Genomic DNA, 22,064 nt, shown 5'->3' with positions numbered 1-22,064 from the left:
CGAACACAATGAGTAATTACAGTAAACTGCAAGACGTACTTAAAGAACTGTTTGAGATGGATAAAGCGGATCTCGATTTTGGGATTTATCGTATTATGAACCAAAAACGGGATCAAGTGATGGACTTTATCGATCGGCAATTGCCGAAAGACATCAAATCCATACTGGCAACAGCGCAATCCAAAGATAGTATGGTACTTCAGTCGGACCTGGAAACCATGGGCAAAGCACTGGATGCTGCAGGTGTAGCCCGTGAAACAGCTCCCAATTATATCGCTTTGAAAAGCAAATTGGAAAATTCCATCGATACCAACGCTTTGGAGCAAGAAGTGTTCTCCCATTTAGCGAGTTTCTTCAAACGGTATTACAAGGAAGGGGATTTTATCTCTATGCGTCGCTACAAAAAAGATGTGTACGCCATTCCATACGAAGGCGAAGAGGTAAAACTACACTGGGCAAACCACGATCAATACTACATCAAGACATCCGAATATTTAAAGAACTACGCCTTCAAATTGCGTGATGGAAAGAAGGTGTATTTCCAACTCAAGGAAGCCTCTACCGAGCAGAACAACAATAAAACACAAGGTAATGCCGAGCGTCGTTTTGCCATATACCAGCAGCAAGCGCTGGAAGTGGTCAATAATGAACTGTATATCAACTTTACCTATGAGCCACATAAAAAAAACGTCAAACAAGCTGATCTAGCAGAACAGGCCCTTGAAATGATACAGGCAAACATACCGGCTGCGTTTGCTTTGGCTTTTGACAAAGCTCCCACAGAGAAAAACAAAAACCGTACGCTGATTGAAAAACACCTGAGCGACTTTATCTCCCGAAACAGTTTTGATTACTTTATCCATAAGGATCTGGGTGGATTTCTACGCCGTGAACTGGATTTCTATATCAAAAACGAAGTACTGTATATCGACGACATCAACACCGAAAACCCGGCCTATTTCACAGCACAACTATCAAAAATCAAAGCTCTGAAAACGGTAGCCACCAAAATCATCGCTTTCTTGGCGCAGATAGAGGATTTCCAAAAGAAACTATGGCTCAAAAAGAAATTTGTGATTAGTACCGATTACTGCATCACGTTAGATCGTGTCCCGGAGAAATTTTATGCAGAAATTGTAGCTAACGAAGCTCAATTAAAGGAGTGGGAAGCATTATACGACGTCACGCTGAGCGGAGCCGAAGCGTTGAAAAACGAACCTTTTCTTGTCTTGGATACCAAATTCTTTTCCGAAGAATTTAAAGACCGGCTGATAGGCGAATTTGATAATCTGGATGAGGAAACAAATGGTTTGTTGATGAATTCCGAAAATTTTCAAGCGTTGAATCTGATGCAGGAGAAATATGAGGGAAAAATTCAAGGAATATATATTGATCCGCCTTATAATACATCCGCTTCGGAAATAATTTATAAAAATAGTTTTAGAGATTCATCATGGCTATCTTTAATTGAAGGCAGAGTAAGACAGAGTCCAGCTTTACTTACAGAAAATGGTATTATTTGCATAACTATTGATGACTTTGAGAAGGATAAATTGAAGTTGTTGTTAGACAATGTTTTTGGTAAAGAGAATGAATTAGGTGTTGTTACAATACGCAATAATCCATCAGGACGTTCAACTAGTCAAGGTTTTTCTATTGCTCATGAGTATGGGATCTTTTATGGGCAACCTTTAATATCAAAGGTCGGACGGTTAGATAGAAATGAAAAACAGCTTGCTAGATATGATGAAAAAGATAATGTAGGTGTTTTCGAGTGGGTCAATTTTCGAAAGCATGGTGGAACGAAAAGAGAGTCTCCGTCAATGTATTATCCGTTTTTTGTAAGTGATTCAGAGTTTAGAATTCCAAAGATTGAATGGGATGAATCTAATCGTGAATGGTTATTGCTGGAAGAGCCTAAAGCAAATGAAAATATTGTGTACCCAATAGATGACAAAGGTATCGAGAGAAGATGGAAATGGGGCTTAGATAGAGTGTTGTCAAATTCTGACGATTTAACTGTAAGAAAAGATAGGTTTGGTATTTATACAGTTTATGCAAAAGCGAGAATGAATTCTGAAGGAATTTTACCGCTTACATGGTGGGATAAGAAAGAATATTCCGCTACTGCATATGGAACAAATTTAATAAAGGAAATCTTCAATTCAGTTGATAATTTTTCTTATCCAAAATCAATTTATGCGGTTGCCGATACTATAAAAGTGTTGAATATAGCTGATAATGATATTGTCCTTGATTACTTCGCTGGCTCCGGAACCACAGGTCACGCCACGATAAAACTCAACCGTGAAGACCAAGGTAAACGCAAATATATTTTGGTGGAGATGGGGACATATTTCAATTCGGTTACCAAGCCCCGCGTCCAAAAAGTAATCTATTCAGACAAGTGGAAAAATGGAAAGCCACAGGATAAAAAGGGAATCTCACAGCTATTCAAATATCAAGTCTTAGAAAGCTACGAAGACACGCTGAACAATCTGAAAATTAAGAAGGCGAATGAGGTTGCTTTATTGCAGTTTACAGAGGCGGCGCAGGAGGAGTTTTTGCTCCATTATATGTTGGATGTAGAGACCAAAGACCATTTATTCGATGTACAGCTATTCCGTAACCCTTTCGATTATCAATTGAACGTGACGGAAAACAATGAGTTGGTTCCGAAAAAGGTCGACTTGGTCGAGACATTTAACTACCTGATCGGTATGTATGTCGATGGCGTACGGAGGGTCAATGACATCAAGCTAGTGGAAGGCAAAACCCGCACTGGCGAGAAAACACTTATTATCTGGCGTAATCTGGATACTACCACGCAGGAAGAGATAATTCGGGTATTCCGCAAGTTGTACTACGGGCTTCGCTCACAAGAGTTCGATCAGATCTACATCAACGGCGATCACCATTTTGAGAATTTCCGGATGGGCGAAGACAGGTTTAAAGTAAAACTGATTGAAGAAACCTTTTTCAAGCAGATGTTTAATATCTCAGAATTGTAAAGACTTAGCGAAAAAATAAACTTATAAGTTGATTTAATGAAAATTGTCAATATATTTGCATATAGATTATTTGCTTTCCATTATGAAAAAGAGCTGGATAATGAGTATGATCGATTGATGGATCTATGGTACAATGCAGAATATATTTATGATTTTGTTAAGACAAATAAAAACGATATTCCAGAAAATAAAAGTGTAAAAAAGGTTTCAGAACAAATAATGGATGATGCTATCTTAATCGATGAGACATTAGTTGAAATAACTAAATCAGATGATAGAGCATTGTCACAGTTTTTTAAACCGCTAAACAATCAAGAATATAAAGTAAAAGTTTTGTCCTTACAAAAAGGAAGAGAATCATATCTTAGGATTTATGCTATTCGGATAGATGATGATACTTTTGTAATAACGGGTGGTGCGATTAAACTTCATCATCTTATGGAGGATAGGGAGCACACCAAAGAAGAGTTGAGCAAATTGAACAGTGCAAAAGACTATTTAAAAAGTAAAGACATTTTTGATGAAGATTCATTTTTTGAATTTTTAAACGAAGATTAAGATGACTAACAAGGAAAAATTTCTGGCTTTAGTCTCTAAAGAAGAGACTAAAACGGTAGAAAGAGCCACGGCGAGGCTTGCTAATAAAAGATATAGCAAGTTGTCTAATCTAATTGCTTTTGAGATTTTAGAGCGATTGGACGAATTGGGCTGGAAACAAAAAGATTTAGCTGAAAGAATGGAAGTATCTCCCCAGCAGGTAAATAAATGGGTGAAAGGAAATGAGAATTTCACTTTAGAAACTTTAGTGGTTTTAAGTGAAGTCTTGGGTGTGGAATTGATTGCTGTTGTTCCTAAGAAAGATAGAAAACTTGTGGAAGAGCTAAGGTTCACACATTCAGAAGAGTATTCTATTTCTTTTACTCGAAAGCGCTTAGAGCCTCGTATCACAATGAACGAGAATACAGTTTATGAAAACCCGTACGCTATAGCTAATTAATATGAGTAAAAAGAACTTGCCGATTGGTTTTAAAATTGTAAAGGTAGAGGAAAATCAGTTTTCTGTTTTTGAAGGTACGCTCGTGGTTGATGCCCCCATTCAGCAACAGGTTGGATTTGGCTTCGGTGTCGATATAGATAACTATGTGATTGCGGTATCTATGGAGTTTTTATTGAATAAAAATGAGCTCCCCTTAATAAAACAAGAGATAACCTGTTATTTTGAAATTAAAGAAGAAACGTTCAGTAAATTGTTACAAGAAGATAAATTGATTTTGCCTTGCGGCTTTGGAAAACATTTAGCCATGGTTGCTACGGGAACAGCGAGGGGAGTTTTGTACGCTAATACGAAGAATACTGAGTTCAATAAATTCTTGATCGGACTAATCAATGTCGATAACATGTTCAATGACGATATCGTTGTAGAAATCTAAACATATAATTATATGGCAAATTTCCACGATAAACTAGTATTGAATAAATACATGCTGTCTCTTTTTGGTATAGATAGTATCGGCAAGAAAATCATGGGCAAGAAGAATGGTAAGCTCGTGGAGATTTTTGCCGAATTAAAGTATTCTGTGAACGAAGGATATACCGAAGAAGGTAATACAAAATATCTGCAGGCATTACTTAGTCATTTGTACGGTTCGGAGTATTTGACGCCTACAATGCTACAAATTTATGATGAAAACATTGTTCGCCATACCCGGCAAATATCCGAGAAACGTAGCGAAGAGATTACTTGGAAGTATTTTCAATATTTATCCCTATTGTTCACCGAAATATATTTGGACAGATATTTCCAAAACAAAGTGAAGCTTTTGGCCGATCTGAATGAATATGTGGTTACATTCAATCAGAAGCAATATGAGATAATCGCGAAGCTTGGGAGTAAGAAGGCCAAAGATGTATTTCTTGCGAAGCCATTTGAGCTGAAAGACTTGAACAAATTGGCTTTTTGGAATGCGACGGGTTCGGGCAAGACATTAATTATGCATGTGAACATCAAGCAATACCTGCATTATGCCAATCAGTACAATCAACATCATCAAAACAAAGTGTTACTCATCACACCTAATGAAGGACTGTCCAAGCAACATTTAGAGGAATTTAAACAATCGGACATCCGAGCCAACGGTTTCTCGAAGAATGATTCGACAATGTTCTCGGGCAAGCAAGTCGAGGTATTAGAAATCACCAAATTGGCGGAGAACAGTGGCGATAAAACAATAGCAGTTGATAGTTTTGAAACCGATAACTTGGTTTTGATTGATGAAGGTCATGGTGGGATGTCCGGCGATTCGTGGAAGCGTTTTCGTGATAAATTGAGCGAGACCGGATTTGCTTTTGAATATTCGGCCACGTTTGGCCAAGCTATCAATGCAGCAACGGGAACGAAGAAAAGTGAATTTACGCAAGAATATGCCAAAAGTATCTTGTTTGACTATTCTTACAAATACTTTTATGAAGACGGCTATGGGAAGGATTACCGCATTCTGAACCTCAAACAGGATGATGAAACGTATAGAAAGTTATATCTTACAGCTAATCTGGTTTCTTTCTTTCAACAGCAGCTATTGTTCAAAGAGCAAAAAAGTAATCTACGGGATTTTCTATTGCACAAGCCGCTTTGGGTTTTTGTAGGTGGTAAAGTCAACGCTGTCCGCAGAGAAGGAGGAAAAGATGTGTCTGACGTACTGGAGATCATCTATTTCCTAACGGATTTTCTCAAGCATCCAACAGAATCGATTGAAAACATTGATGCAGTTATCCACAATAAAGCCGGATTGGTAGATAAGAATGGTTATTCCATTTTTGAAACTTCATTTAGTTATTTGATTGCCCAAAGCTTGGATGCAGCGACTATTTTTACCCAGATAAATACCTTGGTTTTTAACAACGCAACTATTGGTGCGAATCTGTATCTAGATAATCTGAAAGGTGCTGATGGTGAGTTGGGGATTCGTGTGGGAGACAGCGATTACTTTGGTGTGATCAATGTAGGCGACGAAAAGACTTTATATCAGCTTGCTGTAAATAATCAAGTATTAAGTACAGAGAAAGATTTTTCGGAATCCTTATTCAAGCAAATAAACGACGATTCGTCTACCATTAATTTATTGATTGGTTCAAAAAAATTCTCCGAAGGCTGGTCGTCTTGGCGTGTTTCTTCTATGGGCTTGATGAATGTGGGGAAAAGTGAGGGTTCACAGATTATTCAATTGTTCGGACGAGGTGTGCGGCTAAAAGGGTACGATTTTTCGTTGAAACGTTCTACCGGTTTGGATGACTATCAAAAACCAAACAATATAAAGGAAGTCAGGTCTTTGCTCCATCATTTGGAGACTTTGCAGATTTTCGGCGTTAAAGCCGACTATATGGAACAATTCAAACAGTTTTTGGAAGAGGAAGGCTTACCGATCAATGATTCGTCATGGATAACGATCAAGGTCCCAACTGTCCAAAAAGAAATCGTCCAACAGAATAAACTGAAGCTGATCACGGTTAAAGACTCAGAAAATTTCAAGAAGCAAGTTATCCTTCCATTGGAATACAAGGAGCAATTGTTTAACGGGAAACTGGTGGAGATCGATTGGTATCCTAAGATTGATGTGTTGGAGAAAAGTACATCTAAAATAACTATATCGAAGTATCAAGGATATTTAAATGAAAGTCATTTGTCCATGCTGGACTGGAATGCCATTTACCTGAATATCCAGAACTTTAAATCAGATAAAGGCTATTACAATTTGGCAGTTGACTTAGCACTATTGAAGACGATATTAAAAGAAAACGCTTGGTACAAGCTCTATATACCGGAATCTAAATTAGGTTTTAGTCAATATAGCCATGTCCTAATTTGGCAGGAATTGGCAATCACATTATTGAAAAAGTATATCGAGCAATTTTACTTGTTCTACAAGAATCAATTTCATTCAGATCATGTTGAGGCTGTTTTGTTGAATGGTACGGATGATAATTTTGTATTGGAATATGATTTCCGGTTGAACACGGAAGAGGATATTGAGCAATACAAGAATAAAGTCGAGGAATTGAAAAGTACGATATTAGAACAGGCATTTTCAAGCATACAAATTGCGACGGAGGCGAGTGCATTTGATAACCTATTGCACTTGTACAAACCACTGGTGTATGTCGGTAAAAATTATCAGAATCAAATTCAAGTATCTCCTATAGCATTAGACGCATCGGAAAAGCAATTTTTGGACGATTTGATGGATTTCATCGCGAAGAATTCCAGCATCATGAATGAGACAGAAATTCATGTGTTGCGCAATCAAAGTAAAAAGGGATTGGGTTTCTTTACAGAGGGCAATAACTTTTATCCTGATTTTATTCTTTGGATGATTAGGGGTGACAAGCAGCGGATCAAGTTCATAGATCCAAAGGGAATTCGTAACTCTAGGGGAATCAACGACCCGAAAATACAGTTCCATAAAGTATTGAAAGAGAAAATTCAACCACAGGTTGCAAATGCTGAGATTGAGTTGGATTCATTTATAGTCTCAAATACATCGTTTCTGGAGGTACAATGGAAAGATACATTGAGTATTGAAGATTTTAACAAAGCGCATGTTTATTTCCAAAAGGAAAATGCAAATAGTTATATAGCGAGTATATTGCTGTAAAAAATTAGTGGGCAGTAATCGTTGAGTTCTACGTTTTCTGTTTTTTGCTGAAATTGCGGGGTAACCCAAAACATTTTAGTTTAGGTAATTTCTAATATCAAAGGAATCCCTGGAATAAAGTTACTAGCTAGGAGAACAAATCCCAATACTAGAACTGATACCCATAAAGGAATCTCGAGCTTCTGTTGTTTAGTGGTGTTTATCATCATTTCGCAATATAGGTATAATATTGAACTACCCAGATAGAGGAGCGGCAAAATTAGGTTTACCTAACAGAGTCGATATATGCATGTAGAGCTCTATCAGAATGCTCCAACGGGGCTGCCCACTTTTATTATTTTTTGTATGAAAGAGAAAAAGAAGAAAGATTGGTTTAAATTGAAACGATACCCACATATAGGTTTTCCATTAACAATGTCGGACCGCTCCTGGGTCTTAAACTATATTCAGACCAAGACGTCTACACACTCTTTCTTACCTTTTATCCATAGAACTTCAAAAGTTCGGAGATTTCGTAAACAATATTGTGAAAATACGGGCATAGTCCTAAATGAAGGATTACGCGTTGCCAGTGTTAAGCCGCGGGAGTTATATTATGCAAGTCATTTGGATTCTGCCATATATAGTTATTATACACAGGAGATAAATGACCGCTACGAACGATTCCTTTCAACAGCTTCTTTTCAAGAAACTGTATTAGCTTATCGTCAAATACCCGTTAACTCTTCTAAGAGACTTACACAAGCTAATAAATGTACCATTGATTTTGCGAAAGAAGTATTTGATTATATTGTCCATTTTGATCATGATCAATTTGTTGTTATGACATTTGATGTATCGAGTTTTTTTGATAATCTAAACCACAAGCTATTGCTCGAAGAATGGTGTAAACTATTAAACGTTCGTAAACTTGCCCCTGCTCATTTTAATATATACAAAAGTGTAACTCGTTTTAATTATGTAGAGCTAGTTGAGTTGTTCACTAGATACCAAGATCAAATAATTACAGAAAAAAAGGATAATGTTGGTAAAACATTAGGGCGTCGATCTAAACGTGTCTCTGCGATAAAATACTTACGGAATCAAAATGCTGTATCATTTTGTTTAACTCAGGATTTTTTTAAAAATAGTAAAGATTTGATAAAAAGTAAGCGTTATCAAGTTAATGATGATGGCGAGTTTAAATTAAACGAAAAGGGCGAAAAGATTGTTCGAAATTTTGGTATCCCGCAAGGTACACCGATAAGTGCCTTATTATCGAACATATATATGATACCGTTTGATGAAACAATTTCGACGTTAATTGGTGTTAATGGTTTATATCGCCGTTATTGCGATGATATTATTATTGTGTGTTCCAGAGATGATTACGTTGATATTAGAAATAATGTATATGATGCAATCAAAGAACGCAAATTAGAAATCCAAGAAAAAAAGACGCAAACCTTTCATTTGCAAAGGGAAGCGGATGGTATTTTTTTGGGGCAGGAGTTTACCGCAGACATAAACTATAATAAGAAGCTGACCTATTTAGGATTTGAATTTGATGGCCGTACGGTCCGATTAAAAAGTGCTAGTCTTTCTAGCTATTATAGGAAACTGAAACGGGGCACGAGAAGAGGAAAACACTATGCTTCTAAATTATACAATGGTGTGCCCCAAGAATTATTTAAAAACAGATTGTATAAGCGTTATAGCCATTTGGGTGCAAAACGAACAAGACTTTATATTCGAGATAAATCCAATCCTGAGAAATTTATTCCAACTGAACGTTATAATTGGGGAAACTTTTTGTCTTATGTATATAAAGCTGATAGTGTATTTAAAGAGGCGAAAATTAGAACGCAGGTTAAGCGACACTGGACTGTGCTTAACAAACTGATAATGTCTTAGATAACTTTTTGATTATTGTAACAAATAAAAAAGAACTTTGATTAGTGTGTTTAACGTTCAAGAACGTTTGTAAATGGCAAATAAGAATGCAGTAATCTGGAGTGCAGCACTTTTGGCACTAATAAATACAAATCCCTCCCTTTCCGCCGCGGCATAAATGAAGGTTGTGGTAGAATCGTGGCACAGCGATTATACCACAGCCAGAAAGTAGCGTTATAAAAACAAAATAAGTTCGTTTCTCTTTCTATCTGTCTCATTCTATTGCCTTAATGACGAACACTGCTTCTGCAAAAAAGACAAAAAGAGCTTCCCTCTAACCGGCGGAGGGAAGCAATTGGCTAATGAGCTGGTTTACTTAGCCGCAAACTATATGTAGTTTTTCTTTATATAAAGATAAGCACGTTATCTGAAATAGCTATTGTTAATTTCATAGAAAATATTGTTCAAATCGTTACTTTTTTATTTTTATAGATTGCAAGCAACGGTGTTAATAACAACTGGAGTATTAGCGCTATCCTATAAATTCTGTGAAGGGTATCCGCATCGAAATGGCTAACGCGTTCTCCCCCCACCTGCATCATTACTTAGTTATACCAAATTGTTATATTTCAATTGAATTCAATCAGTTTTAAAATTATCCACATCATATAATGCAACTATTTTATGTTTTATTTGCGGTGGCAGGGAGCTATCTGTAATTTTCTCGTCGAGACTGGCTGTGGTGTCAAAATTGTGTTTTTCACCGATAGTATTAAAAGTTTCGGTGAACCGATTGATATTGGTCAACAATTTAGAAACCTGATTGATCTCAAAAGATTGACTTAAATAGGGGTAAAACACATGTAGTTTATTGGGAAAGCTCAACTCCTGGCTCGTATTCAGTTTACGAAAGCTCATCGAATTGATACGGTCAATCCGACCTGTACGCTGCTCCATGTCACTTGGATTCCACGCTACTCCATAGTGGTAGATATTCTGACAATAGGTATGTAGATCCTCTCCTTCTCTCAAAATATCAGTAGCAATCAGTGCATAGGGAAATCCAGGCATGCGAAATTGAGCTGCGACAAGACTGCGGTTACGCCTACTCTGACCACTGATACCGATAACAGGACTTAATGAGCGCATCATGACATTAATTTCCTGTTCAGACTTATTTCTAAAATTAACATTTAATAGCAACTTAAAATCCTTGATTATTGTTTTGATTTCCGTTAAGACAAAATGAAAGGGTGCATCCTTGTGTACCAGCAGCTCTAACATATTATCTGCAAAATTTTGATCATGGCTATTTGCAACAAAAACGGCCAATAATCCTGTTCCATGACGCATGATATTTCGCAAGATGGCATTTAACGTTTGGATTGCTTTTGAGAAATCAGCAGGATCTGGATTTTCTTCTTCCTGTTCCTGAATCCAGTGGCTCATCTCACCGCTACAATGCCGTAGTAAAAGATCGGTAAGAAATGATGTATTATTCTCTGGTTTGTGTTGGGATAGATGGCCCAATCCAGATGTGTTGATGGATACGTCTAAATCCAAATCAAACCAATTTTGGCGGTACATTTTCTGGCGTAGGGAATATCCAGGTTCGCCTTTTGAAAAGTATTTACTAAAAAAATAATGATCTGTATCCTCCTTATACTGGAGCGTGTTCTCAACATCGTCTTCATTTAGAAGGTCGCTTAGATAAGCCGGAAATAAAGCTGTCATCCGATCTAAAATCTGCCTTTCAAGAGATGAACTAACATTCTGCAGCCCGCGGACAATATGATCACATACCGCCTGATAAACTTTCTGATCTTCCTCTTGTTCTTTGTTGACAATCTCTCTTAGCAGCCCCAGCTGTAGTTCCCACTCGCTATACGCAAATCTTTTTATTAACTGTAGGATGGTTTCATAGTTGCCATGATCGGAGGTAAGCTGCCGCCATTTTTTCTTAAAAGCATATCGAGCTATAAATTTTTCATAAAAGGATTGTAGATCAATCCCCTTCTCTTTCCAACGCGCTATGAGGTTGATCACTTTTTTTGATTGCCCAAATTTCTTATATCTCCCGCTAAAACTAAGTTGCTGTTTGATGACAATTTCCCGCTCATAGGAATGAAGTAATCTCCTTTCCATATCACCCACTGTATGTATCCTGCGCACAAAAGTTAACGATTTTTCATGAGTGCCCATTTGTTGTAAGAGCTCTGTTTCAAATTTGCTCTGTTTTGGATGGGGAGGCAGCTTTTCCGGAAAAGTTTTGGTATAAGATTCCACAATATTCCGAATCACTTCTTCATCTTCACTTTTATTTTTACGGCTATTGGTGGGGAGATCATACTCGACATCGCTCTGCCCCTCCTTACCTTTTCCTTTGACATCTATCAAATAGCTTTCAAAACCGGCAAGCATACCGATCTCAAATGCTACACCATTTTTAACTTGGAGATGTTTCAACGATTTGTATTGTAATAACTGCCAGAATAGGCCGTCAACATTATCCTCTATACATAGAATTTCGGGAACTTCAGATTTGTTAACATTGCCTTTTCGATGCTCTTCCCTACTCTGATTACGTGATATGGATGCTGAATTAATGGTATACTCCATATTGCCACGGATCAAAAAATGGGGTAGTTTATTTAAAATCTCCTCATCGAAGTAACTATGGGAGAGCACATGACTGGGGAGAAAACAATCCAGCTGATTTCTGATCTCACCTATCCAGACATCTTTTGGAGTCGCTGAAAGACAGATTACTTTTTGGGCCAACGGAAACTTGACTCGCCCTTCCAAAGCCGGAAAATCTGATAATAGATCTGGATCTTTTACTGCTCCCAAAAAACGGGAAGTAACCTGATTTCTAATCGATAAATAAGGGTCCGCTATGGATGCTCCTTTTTTATAATAATGAGCTTCATCTACGACAAGACACGATACTGGAATAGACATGCAATTAAGAAGGTAAGCGATCAGATTGCCTAACTTAATTTTGTTTTCTTTATGAAAATAGCCTTTTTTCCAAGCTTGCTCCAAAATATCTTGACAGTAGCAATCATGCTGAAAGACATCATCCAGCAGACGAGATTTTAGATATAACCTAGTTTCTTCAGAATCTTCTTTACTACTTGACAATATGCTGCTGAAAGAACTCATGCGCAACAGATGAAAAGAATATTCAGCATCTATTTGCCCCAGCTTTGTATGAATTTTATTAGAATACCTTCCCGTTTCTATGGTGGCGGATGATCGTTTTGATTGAGGCAGATAGTTTAGTGCCATAAAAAGCTCTAATTCTTTATACCATTTATCCTGGAGATTAGCTTTGGGCACAATCACCATGTCCACATGAGATTCTCGGGGTTCAAAAATCCGGAATAAGGCCATTATTCCCATAGCAATATAGGTCTTACCCAATCCTACTTCATCAGCAATATAAATTATATTGTTTTGGTTTGATTTGGACAGATAATTAAAGGCGCTCTGAATGACCCGCATTTGGCGGTCACATATGAATTGGGTTATCGCGTTATTAGGATTTAAATCAATTACCGCGCGTATTTCATCGATATGTTTAGGCATTTACTTTTTGTCTTTAATCTGACCTTCAAACCATCTCAACTTTTGCTCTTCTTCCAGCCCCGGAATTTCAGCGGCTAAAGCCTTGGATTTCTTTATAATTGCTTTCTTTTCGCGCTTGATATTCGCTCGCATTTCCTCATAGCAGTCTTGTTTCAGCAGCGGATGCTCTTCGGCTTGACCATATAAATTATGTGCAGCAATCTGCATAAACATCCAATACAATGTCTTGAACTCCCCTTCCTTTACTTGTCTTTCTAGCGCAGACAGGCAGTACATGACCGTATCAATATTTTCAGACAACAAATAATAATTAATCTCCTGTATAAACAACTTCCTATCTTTCACCTGATTAAACAAATACTCCTCCAACTTGATCAATGCATTGAAATAGGTGGCAATATGATTTAAAACTGATGTATATGTTGATTTCGCCTCGTTGATAATTCCCGAATTGTCAGTGACAAGCTGAGAAAACTGGTCGCTCATTATGAGTTGTTTGTCTCTATCTCCCAAAAAATTCCAAAAATCCAGAATCTGCAGTGCTGACATCCTGAGATCCAGCGGTTTGTTTTCAATATGTAATTGTATTGGATAATACGCGTAGCTCTGGCAGCCTCCGTTTTGACTGACTTTGATACGAATCATGCTATTGGTACTCAGAAATTGTAGATCTATTCTGTTTAATAGGTGCTTTTGTTTAGCATTTATAAGTTCTTTTTGATCGAGAATATCTTCAAAAACGATCTTTCGACCTCTACACTTATCTTTGATTTCATACAGTAAAACGCCCTCCTTCCAGTTCAGCAAAAAAGTAATATTGGGAGCATTACGATCACCCGCATTACCATCGTTGGCCTCAATATCTTGAACAGGCTGAAATTTTAAATTATTGAGCTCGCTCTCCTTTAATGGTCTCAATAAAGTATTAGTATTGGCTGGATTTTCAATATACATTATTGCTGATTCGACATTCCCAATATTTTTCTTTGGGTCTATGATCCCAGTATGTCCAATTTCTAATGCTTCCCAGGCTGGAACAGTAAAATTAACCGATCCTACAACTGTGTATACCTTTTGCTGTCCATGAAATCTGTAAATTTTAGCATGTTGATTTCGGACTGCTTTTGCCTTATCATAATCAAACCAATTACACCAAGAAACATTCATTTGGTGCATTTCTCTAAAGCTGGATTCGCTGATACTCACTTCATCGCTTCTCAGTCTGGGCACCAGGATGTGAATATCAGCATTATGATATTGTTTTTGTAATATTTGTAACAGATTAGTGTTGGGGCTGAAATAAGGTGAAATAATTTCTATTTTTTTGATATCCTCACTATGGATATTATTTTGGAGAAAATTCGAAAAAGAATTATTGCTACTATAATAAAATATTCTTCTTAAATCTTTATTATCGCCAGGAAATGGTGTATCTACATATTTCAAAAAATGGTCAATCTTCCGTTCGGCTTCACTTAAATCTTGCTTTAGACTGTATCTATTCATACTTGAGATCATCGTCCGCAACTGATTTTTGGTCTTCGGATTGGGCCTACTTTTGTCTGGTATTATTTCGTCAATAGCGAATACTTCAAAATTGTCGCACCAACCGCTAGGTGTGATGTTGCCCGATCCTGTTAACACTATTACTTTTTGATTTTTAAAGATTGCTGGCTCTCCTTTCTTTGAGAGCAATAGAAACAGATTTTTGGAGTGAAAATTACAGATTTTACCAACCTGCGCAGGTACCTGTATACAATTTACTTCATAACCTAATGCAGGCGCTTGGCTACTGTCTTTGGCATAAAAATCACAATATACGGTAATATCGGGGATCCTTTCTTCTTTTAAATACCGACGCCACAAGATTTTGTTATATATGGCAACATCGGTAAACTCTGCCTGGTCTATGAAGATAGGCATCACGTAGTTTTCAAAGAATTGAGGATCGAAGTTAAAACTATATACGAGTATGGCCTGAACATGATATCCAGCGATATGGTCTGCTATTTGATCTTTTAATTTATGGCTTTCCATTCGTTATTTCAATTGATTATATAGACTTTGGTATGAACTCAGAAAATAACCATTATCATAGCTGCTTTCATGGTCAAAATCATAAATTTCAAATCTTCCGTCCTGATGGTTCACTTGAAGTGTATCCCCTTCCCACGCCATCCATCCTAATGTTTTCCGTCTACCTGTTATTTCTATATTTTTTTCGACCAACTTACGGACCATATCAAGTGTAGGTGATTTTAGGATTGCATAAAGCAACTGGATCTCTGTATCCAAATTGGCAATATCTATCCTTATTTGATTCTGTAAATCGATGATACGCTGCTCACTGGCCAATGATTTTTTATCCCATATGCTCTTTGTCTGTAAATGTCTAAATATGCGGTTTAAAGGACAAAGAATCTGTTCAGTTCTTTTGATAACATCAAGTACATGTGCAAGCTGTTGACTATCCGTTTTATCCTTTACTGCAGAAATAAATGGATATAAGCCTTGGTGGTAGGATAAATCGGGATGCGCATCTAATACTTGTAATAAAGAATTGGACACATTGTCCCTAAGGAGGGGCTCCCGATATAATTTGCGCTCTTCGCTGGTTGTTATGGTGATCAAGTCATAAAACCTGCGGTAATCTTTTATTTTAACCTGCATCTCTCCATCTTTCAAAAGATCTGAAACCAATTTTTGGAGCTCTGGGTTATTTATGAATTTTTCCTCCTGGATCTTCTTAAAACAGGAATGATTTTCCACCTGAGAGTCGGTAAATGGGCGATTATATTTGCCCCATATACCATATGCTCGTTGATTTACTAAAATTGGGTCATCGTCAATAATTAGGAGGTCTGCATTGCTGTTGACAAGCTTTCGGATCTTGTCGATGCCATTAAAGCTCTTTGAGCTGTCCAGCTTAAAACGAACGACAGCCATAACCTTTTCGAAACGAAGAAGGAACTTTCTATACCGAAGTTCATCCATCCTTAGCTCGTTTTTCAGATAAGTTGCAAATGATAACAGCTGAAAATCAATAATACTAGAAGACACTGTTGACAGCGCTGGAATAAGCTTTCGTCCAACACGCTGCCAGAGCGCCTGGAAACCAAGGGGATCTCTAGATCCCTTGATAACATAGTCAGGATCTTGTTCAGTCAAAAAATACATGCCTCAATAGGTTAGTTCCATAAAATAACGCTAGCGCAAAATAAGTAATTTTTGATTATATATTTTAACGGAAAACCGTAAAATTTCAACATTTAAAAGATGATGCTATACACTGGTTGGATTTCAAAATAACGTATTTTTGATCTAATACGTACGCAATTTAATAATTCGGCTATTAGCAATATTACTCAACCAAATAATCATTTCAGATTATACTAACACACATAGATTAGACATTAAAATCGTCTACATCTCAAATTCTATATTAGGAAAATCTTTTCTAACATCTTTACCAAAAGGGATAAGTAGAGAAACAGGTAGATTTTTAATCAGATGATATTTTTCAATTAATTTCCCGTTTATCCAAATATTTCCCAATGGAGAATATGCATTGATGATAAAAAGAGCAATTGAATGATTTGAAAATTGTGCTCTAATATTTTTTGCATAACTATATCTTTCAAAAAAATAAAGAGTAGGAAATTCATCTATATAGGTTATCGTTTGATACAAATGACGATAATAATGGCCTAAATCAGATTGGTGGCCATCTAAAATACATTTTAAGTTATGCTCAGAGTTTCTCTCTCTAACACTAAAAGTATATCCTAAAACATTAATCTTACTAGAAAAATTGTGGTCAGTATACTTTGACTTTAAATCTGTTAAATAATTAATAACCTGATCAACTTCATTGTTAAAACTAGGATATTTTTTCTGAATATACTCTCTCACAATTGGAGTTGACGTTCTACCTAATCCAAAGAAAACAAATAGATATGACCACTCAAGTCTATAAGCTTGATATGAATTCGTATTTGAAGGAAAATTGGTATAAACATAATTTAGCTCATTTAATATGTCAATGAAAGCATCATGACCTCTTTTACCACGTGTTTCTATCTGCTGTATATTCTCTCTATGTATTTTAAGGTATTCAAAAAAATTAGTTCTGAAATTCTGCTTTTTACTTTCTATTAGTTGGAATAACAAAGTAAATACTATTCCAAAAGCAGTTACTATTCCTATTATCAAATTGGCATTCTGACTTAATATTTCCGCACTATCCTTAATAGAATCAGCAAATTTTTCCGAAAGTGGGTATTTAATCACGTCTTTGGGTGATAAAGATTTAGTATGGTCCTCAGTGGTACCTAGATATCCCCAATGAGCTCTGAAATATATCAAAAAAACAAAAAAGAAAAATAGTAAACTAATAGAGCTATAAAATATGATAAGATGATTATGAAAAACCTCATACATGTCTTTAATTCTTTTATCTATTTTTTTCATAAAAAGTGCTAAAGTATTACTGATACTATTAAAGACTAGGGTTATATTCCAACCTCAATGTAATAAAGAATAATATAATTGACCAATAATTGATACTATCAAACAACTATTTTAAGGTAGCAAAGCTTCTGATGAGATCAAAAGAATAGCAAATTTTAATTCCTAAAGATGGAATCAACTTGTTCGTAAATATTTTATTATCCGACTCATTAAAAGAGGTCTGAATTTGTCCATTAATTTTATATTCTTTATCTCCATTCTGAAATTCATCTATAAACCACTTTCTTGGCTGTTTTACGGAAAATAGTTCTCCTACAGCATAAATCCCGATACCAGAAGCTGTTTTAAAGCCCACCCCTAATCCAAAATTTCCTAAGTTAAAATTCTCTTCAAGATTTGAGTTTCTTACTAAAGAGAGTGGGTTAAAAAATGCTACGTATGATATACCCCAGGGTACGGAATAACCATCTGGATTTTCGTGATCAGTAATAAGATAGCTGTAAGGCGTGTAAACAATTCCAAAATTGGCAGAAATTCTTGCTTTTTGTCCCTTTTCTATTTTTACTTTATTGTCGTAGTCGCTTACTATTGGAGAATTATACACTGTATTCAAAGAATTTGAATATCCTATTCCAACTACAAATGACAATTTAGGATTTTTTTTATGTTCATCTTTTCCAAGTACCTCATTCCTTAACTGTTTCAACGAATCTATTTTTTTTTCAATTAATAAAGCATTTTCAATATCAAGTTGATTTTTAACAAGAATAAGTGAATCAATTAATAAACGATCTTTATCACTTTGGGCTTTCAATTTTTTGATTTTATTATCAATATCATTCCTGTTATTTTTAGTCTGGGCAACAAGATTCGAACTCATTAGGATCCCAGTTATCAAAGAAAAAATTAGACTTTTCATAATTATTTAAATCTATTTAAACACTAAAATGGTTAGTAAATGGCTTACTTAGTTAAAAACTGACTTTTAAAGATAAAAAAATATTTCATTTGTTTTGTTTCAAAAACGACTTAAAATTTCTCAGTTGCGAGAGTACCTTTAGTATATTGAAGAACAGCAATATCACCTATAGAAGTAAAAGCCTATAGTTTCTTCACTTAGTTACACTATAGAGTAAAAATATAACTATGGACTAGACTGGTCGAGTAATAGAATATTTAATGTATACTTTAGTCGTCACAATTTGAGAATACAAAAAGCGCTGTAAAACAAAAAGAGCCTCCCTCCTAACCGGCAGAGGGAAGCAATTTGGCGAATCTGTTGGTCGAACTAACCGTAAACCGACGTGTGGTTCTTCAATACCTAAAGATAAGTATGTTACCTTAAATAACTACTGATCATTTCCTAGGAAAAATTGATCAAACCCTGACTGTAAAACAAGATCTGCCCCTTATCTTACGATATAATTCATTCTATTTACCTTAAATACCGACATTGTTAGAGATTTTCATACGATCTTGTATTACACTATTCTGCATCGTAATTTTATTGCCAACGGCATCCTCAAAATCATTATCCGCTATAATATATTTAGGATTCCGAGCGGGCAAGTTAGACTCAACGATTACCGAATTAGTCATCAGCTTGGGGTTCCTATTATCTCTAGTAGTACAGCCTATTATTTTAACCGCATCAGTAGCATTATTAAAATAGAAAGCCGATACACCTGGGTTTGTAATCTTCAAACTGCTAATAAGTACATCTTTGCAATCCGTAAAGCCTGCTCCATAATTATCGATATTGGAGATGTAACCTCCCTGTACGTGAATATCATTGCATAGCGTAAACTGCATTCCGCGAGAGGTATTGATCTTATCAATCTTTAAATTGTTAACTGTAATCCGATTGGAATAGGTAGCCAAAATTCCGGTGCTCTGACTATTGCCAATATAAATATCGGACAATGTAATATCATCATGTGAACAGAAAGCTTCTCCCTGTACCCTTACCCCCTCACCATTGACAGTGGTCTGAATTTTATTGATACTGATATTGCTCAACACTAGATTCTTGCATTTTAACAGCTCTTGTGACTGTCCCTGCCCTTGTTGCTGGAATTGGTTATCTAAATAGGTATATAATAGTCCTTCGGAAGATACGCTGTATATATCACCTTTATTTAACCCCGTAAGTGATGCCAAGTCCGCATAGCTGTTTACTGTGCCCTTAAATCCGAACCAATCGCCGCTGACACGGATACCTACGCTATTACATTCATTGTGTATATATCGCCGATACGAGTGGCCCGTTATGCAGCGATATATACACTGGCTTACCTCCGATGAGCTGACTATTTTTATTGAGAATTTTGAAGCTGAGCTCGTGTATGAGGAAGAGATATAAATAAAAAGAGCTTCCCTCGAACCGGCAGAGGGAAGCAATTTGGCTACTTTGTCGATTCTACTAGCTGCAAAACCAACGAATGCTCTTTCTTAACATAAAGATAAGTATTTTATCTGAAATAGCTATTGTTCATTTCGGAGGATCCTGAGCAAAACTGTCATCTCCCCCAATCATATTAAGTTGATTCAAGGAAGGTGCCATTGCACTTAATTCGCATCCCAAGATTTACCTTTTGGGATGCGCTATATTTTACATCTACTTATCTAAAATCTTGCCCGTCAATTTATTTGCGAGGGGCAATAAGAGCAATACGCAGGCGTAAACAACAGGCAATGAAATAAGCCACGATTTAAACAGTACTCCTGTCCAATTTTCAACTGCCTCTTCTTTCATAAAACAGGATAAAGCTGACATTATAAAAGTTGTCGGCAGAACGACAAAAAAAGTGCTAACGAGTTTATAACTTCTATCTTTTTTAGAATTTGCCATTCTCATTTTTGCGTTTTTCAAGCCCGGGTATTCGTTCAATAACGTCCCAATGTTCAACAATTTTATCATTTTCAACGCGATACAAATCATAGTATGCAACATGTTCGCCTTTAAAAAATCCTTCACTCAATACCAGAACAAAATTTCCTTCTCCCAGTACTTTATGCATTTTGCTATACACCTGGGGCTTCCCTTCGCTCTCCCATTGCTCCAATGTACTGAGAAACTCCTGCACACCGTCACCCATGTCGGGATTATGTTGAATCAATTCGTCGCCCTTAAAATAATCTGACACCAACTCAATCTGTCTATCAATGAGGATGTCTTTAACATAACGCTTTACAAGGGTTTTGTTCAGCTCGGTTTTGTGATGGTCCTGTGCTTTGGTCTTTCCGTCTGTCATTGTCCTTCCACTTTTATTCAACTTTTTTGAATTGACCTGAAGATTGTCCCAATGTTCAACGCTGACGCCGTTTTCAAACCGGTGGATGTCAAAAGCCACCGTGGGTTCAAAAAGGAAATAGTCAACGTGAACAAATCCAAAATCGCCATCTTGAAATTTTCGAACTACATTGGTGTAAACCTTATCCATGGGCATTTGATCATGTAAGTCCAAAATGGCCTGCAAACCTGTCGCAACATGTGGATTGTGTTGCTTATAAGAATGTGGATTGATCAATCCTACTTGGGATAATGTTTCAGTTTCGATGCTGTTTTGTATAGCTTCGGCTTTGTCTCTATTTGATAATTCCATTTTTTAATTATTATGATGAATTGTTAGTGACAAAATTACTGACCGGATAGATGTGAAAAAATAGAGGTAAAAATATTGGTATGGGGATAATATTATCCCTATGTAACTGAAAACGAAATATGTTGTAAATTTGTCTCGTAAATAAAACATCCATGTACGAGAAAAAAATACCGAAAGATTTTAGCTGTGGCATGAGCATAACATTTGAGATTATAGGAGGCAAATGGAAACCCTGCCTAATTGATTCGATCAACCGGGGAGTCCGAAGGCCGAGTGAGCTAGCCAAGAAACATCCATTGGCAAGTAAAAGAGTATTAAATCTACAATTGAAGGAGCTGGAGGCTTATGGTGTTGTAAGAAAAATTATTTATCCGGTACTCCCTCCTAAAGTTGAGTATTTTTTAACTGAAGTAGGTGAATCTCTTTTACCACTTGTAGCTATGATGGAAAACTGGGGAAGTGATTTTATGGATGATTTTTACAAAAGCCAAGAAAATATGCACGCGGATCCTATTGTCGATGACAAGGCAATTACCATTTGACGGCTGCACGCAAGTCGTGCATGAGTTCTTTGGCCTATTCTTTTTTATCTCTGCCATTTTCTACATTATACTCAATTGGAAAGTCATGCCCCCCATTTCAAAAGAGGAGCTTCCATTCCTACCACCTTGGCTTAACCATAATATCTTTACTTTTATGGTAGAGCAACAATACAGTCCAAAAGTTGATCCTATCATTTTGGAACGAATATCAAAAGCAGCTATTGCCGATGCGCTCAGCTGTGCCTTCTTATAAATTACCGGAAAAGAGACCGTCATATCTCTATTCCTGGTTCTAACAATTCGACATTTCTTTGTATTATTGTT

16 protein-coding genes are annotated in these 22,064 nt (G+C 36.5%); 8 read left to right on the top strand and 8 right to left on the bottom strand.

The genetic code is table 11. From position 1 onward, the window contains the following. Positions 1-8 precede the first annotated feature (8 nt). The 6 genes from LC454_RS13865 to LC454_RS13840 all read left to right on the top strand — a co-directional run bounded on the left by LC454_RS13865 (position 9) and on the right by LC454_RS13840 (position 9,553). Positions 9-3,011, top strand: a complete 3,003-nt coding sequence (locus tag LC454_RS13865) for a site-specific DNA-methyltransferase (protein ID WP_223583090.1) — start codon at positions 9-11, stop codon at positions 3,009-3,011. 36 nt (positions 3,012-3,047) lie between these two features. After that, positions 3,048-3,569: a hypothetical protein gene (locus LC454_RS13860; RefSeq protein ID WP_223583089.1), complete on the top strand. Its 522-nt coding sequence runs from the start codon at positions 3,048-3,050 to the stop codon at positions 3,567-3,569. Between the two features lies 1 nt (position 3,570). After that, a complete protein-coding gene (locus LC454_RS13855; RefSeq protein ID WP_223583088.1) occupies positions 3,571-4,008 on the top strand; it encodes a transcriptional regulator in 438 nt (145 codons plus the stop codon). 1 nt (position 4,009) lies between these two features. Beyond that, the gene (locus tag LC454_RS13850) at positions 4,010-4,441 is read left to right on the top strand and encodes a hypothetical protein (protein WP_223583087.1); all 432 of its coding nucleotides are present in this window, start codon (positions 4,010-4,012) and stop codon (positions 4,439-4,441) included. Between the two features lie 12 nt (positions 4,442-4,453). After that, positions 4,454-7,660: a DEAD/DEAH box helicase family protein gene (locus LC454_RS13845; RefSeq protein WP_223583086.1), complete on the top strand. Its 3,207-nt coding sequence runs from the start codon at positions 4,454-4,456 to the stop codon at positions 7,658-7,660. Positions 7,661-8,005: 345 nt separating this feature from the next. Further along, complete coding sequence (locus LC454_RS13840) at positions 8,006-9,553, top strand: reverse transcriptase domain-containing protein (RefSeq protein ID WP_223583085.1); 1,548 nt, start codon at positions 8,006-8,008, stop codon at positions 9,551-9,553. 618 nt (positions 9,554-10,171) lie between these two features. Here the strand turns inward: LC454_RS13840 and LC454_RS13835 are convergent. The 8 genes from LC454_RS13835 to LC454_RS13800 form a co-directional block, all read right to left on the bottom strand. Further along, positions 10,172-13,123: a DEAD/DEAH box helicase gene (locus LC454_RS13835; protein ID WP_223583084.1), complete on the bottom strand. Its 2,952-nt coding sequence runs from the start codon at positions 13,121-13,123 to the stop codon at positions 10,172-10,174. Further along, a complete protein-coding gene (locus LC454_RS13830) occupies positions 13,124-15,160 on the bottom strand; it encodes a phospholipase D-like domain-containing protein (protein ID WP_223583083.1) in 2,037 nt (678 codons plus the stop codon). Positions 15,161-15,163: 3 nt separating this feature from the next. Continuing rightward, a complete protein-coding gene (locus LC454_RS13825) occupies positions 15,164-16,300 on the bottom strand; it encodes a hypothetical protein (protein ID WP_223583082.1) in 1,137 nt (378 codons plus the stop codon). 246 nt (positions 16,301-16,546) lie between these two features. Next, positions 16,547-17,593, bottom strand: coding sequence for a putative phage abortive infection protein (locus tag LC454_RS13820; RefSeq protein ID WP_223583081.1), 1,047 nt, complete (start codon positions 17,591-17,593; stop codon positions 16,547-16,549). Between the two features lie 106 nt (positions 17,594-17,699). Continuing rightward, positions 17,700-18,473, bottom strand: a complete 774-nt coding sequence (locus LC454_RS13815; protein ID WP_223583080.1) for a hypothetical protein — start codon at positions 18,471-18,473, stop codon at positions 17,700-17,702. A gap of 560 nt (positions 18,474-19,033) precedes the next feature. Next, positions 19,034-19,753 (bottom strand): right-handed parallel beta-helix repeat-containing protein, encoded by a 720-nt coding sequence (locus LC454_RS13810; RefSeq protein WP_223583079.1) that lies wholly within the window; start codon positions 19,751-19,753, stop codon positions 19,034-19,036. Positions 19,754-20,210: 457 nt separating this feature from the next. Then, positions 20,211-20,444 carry a DUF2798 domain-containing protein gene (locus LC454_RS13805; RefSeq protein WP_223583078.1) on the bottom strand — a complete coding sequence of 78 codons (234 nt, stop codon included), beginning with the start codon at positions 20,442-20,444 and terminating at the stop codon, positions 20,211-20,213. Next, the gene (locus tag LC454_RS13800) at positions 20,431-21,198 is read right to left on the bottom strand and encodes a hypothetical protein (RefSeq protein WP_223583077.1); all 768 of its coding nucleotides are present in this window, start codon (positions 21,196-21,198) and stop codon (positions 20,431-20,433) included. The genes LC454_RS13805 and LC454_RS13800 overlap by 14 nt, the downstream gene beginning before the upstream one ends. Before the next feature lie 152 nt (positions 21,199-21,350). Here LC454_RS13800 and LC454_RS13795 point away from each other — a divergent pair, with 152 nt between their 5' ends. Then, complete coding sequence (locus LC454_RS13795) at positions 21,351-21,740, top strand: winged helix-turn-helix transcriptional regulator (RefSeq protein WP_223583076.1); 390 nt, start codon at positions 21,351-21,353, stop codon at positions 21,738-21,740. Continuing rightward, positions 21,718-21,993 carry a hypothetical protein gene (locus tag LC454_RS13790; protein ID WP_223583075.1) on the top strand — a complete coding sequence of 92 codons (276 nt, stop codon included), beginning with the start codon at positions 21,718-21,720 and terminating at the stop codon, positions 21,991-21,993. Before LC454_RS13795 ends, LC454_RS13790 begins: the two co-directional genes overlap by 23 nt. Positions 21,994-22,064 lie beyond the last annotated feature (71 nt).

The organism is Sphingobacterium sp. GVS05A (assembly GCF_019969845.1).
In the GTDB taxonomy this organism is placed as follows: Bacteria; Bacteroidota; Bacteroidia; order Sphingobacteriales; family Sphingobacteriaceae; genus Sphingobacterium.
This window is presented reverse-complemented; position numbering and strand designations above follow the sequence as displayed.

Excerpts from the sequence above, each read along its gene's own strand:
- LC454_RS13865 (WP_223583090.1), top strand. The coding sequence starts at position 9 with ATGAGTAATTACAGTAAACTGCAAGACGTACTTAAAGAACTGTTTGAG.
- LC454_RS13860 (WP_223583089.1), top strand. The coding sequence starts at position 3,048 with ATGAAAATTGTCAATATATTTGCATATAGATTATTTGCTTTCCATTAT.
- LC454_RS13855 (WP_223583088.1), top strand. The coding sequence starts at position 3,571 with ATGACTAACAAGGAAAAATTTCTGGCTTTAGTCTCTAAAGAAGAGACT.
- LC454_RS13850 (WP_223583087.1), top strand. The coding sequence starts at position 4,010 with ATGAGTAAAAAGAACTTGCCGATTGGTTTTAAAATTGTAAAGGTAGAG.
- LC454_RS13845 (WP_223583086.1), top strand. The coding sequence starts at position 4,454 with ATGGCAAATTTCCACGATAAACTAGTATTGAATAAATACATGCTGTCT.
- LC454_RS13840 (WP_223583085.1), top strand. The coding sequence starts at position 8,006 with ATGAAAGAGAAAAAGAAGAAAGATTGGTTTAAATTGAAACGATACCCA.
- LC454_RS13835 (WP_223583084.1), bottom strand. The coding sequence starts at position 13,123 with ATGCCTAAACATATCGATGAAATACGCGCGGTAATTGATTTAAATCCT.
- LC454_RS13830 (WP_223583083.1), bottom strand. The coding sequence starts at position 15,160 with ATGGAAAGCCATAAATTAAAAGATCAAATAGCAGACCATATCGCTGGA.
- LC454_RS13825 (WP_223583082.1), bottom strand. The coding sequence starts at position 16,300 with ATGTATTTTTTGACTGAACAAGATCCTGACTATGTTATCAAGGGATCT.
- LC454_RS13820 (WP_223583081.1), bottom strand. The coding sequence starts at position 17,593 with ATGAAAAAAATAGATAAAAGAATTAAAGACATGTATGAGGTTTTTCAT.
- LC454_RS13815 (WP_223583080.1), bottom strand. The coding sequence starts at position 18,473 with ATGAGTTCGAATCTTGTTGCCCAGACTAAAAATAACAGGAATGATATT.
- LC454_RS13805 (WP_223583078.1), bottom strand. The coding sequence starts at position 20,444 with ATGGCAAATTCTAAAAAAGATAGAAGTTATAAACTCGTTAGCACTTTT.
- LC454_RS13800 (WP_223583077.1), bottom strand. The coding sequence starts at position 21,198 with ATGGAATTATCAAATAGAGACAAAGCCGAAGCTATACAAAACAGCATC.
- LC454_RS13795 (WP_223583076.1), top strand. The coding sequence starts at position 21,351 with ATGTACGAGAAAAAAATACCGAAAGATTTTAGCTGTGGCATGAGCATA.
- LC454_RS13790 (WP_223583075.1), top strand. The coding sequence starts at position 21,718 with ATGACAAGGCAATTACCATTTGACGGCTGCACGCAAGTCGTGCATGAG.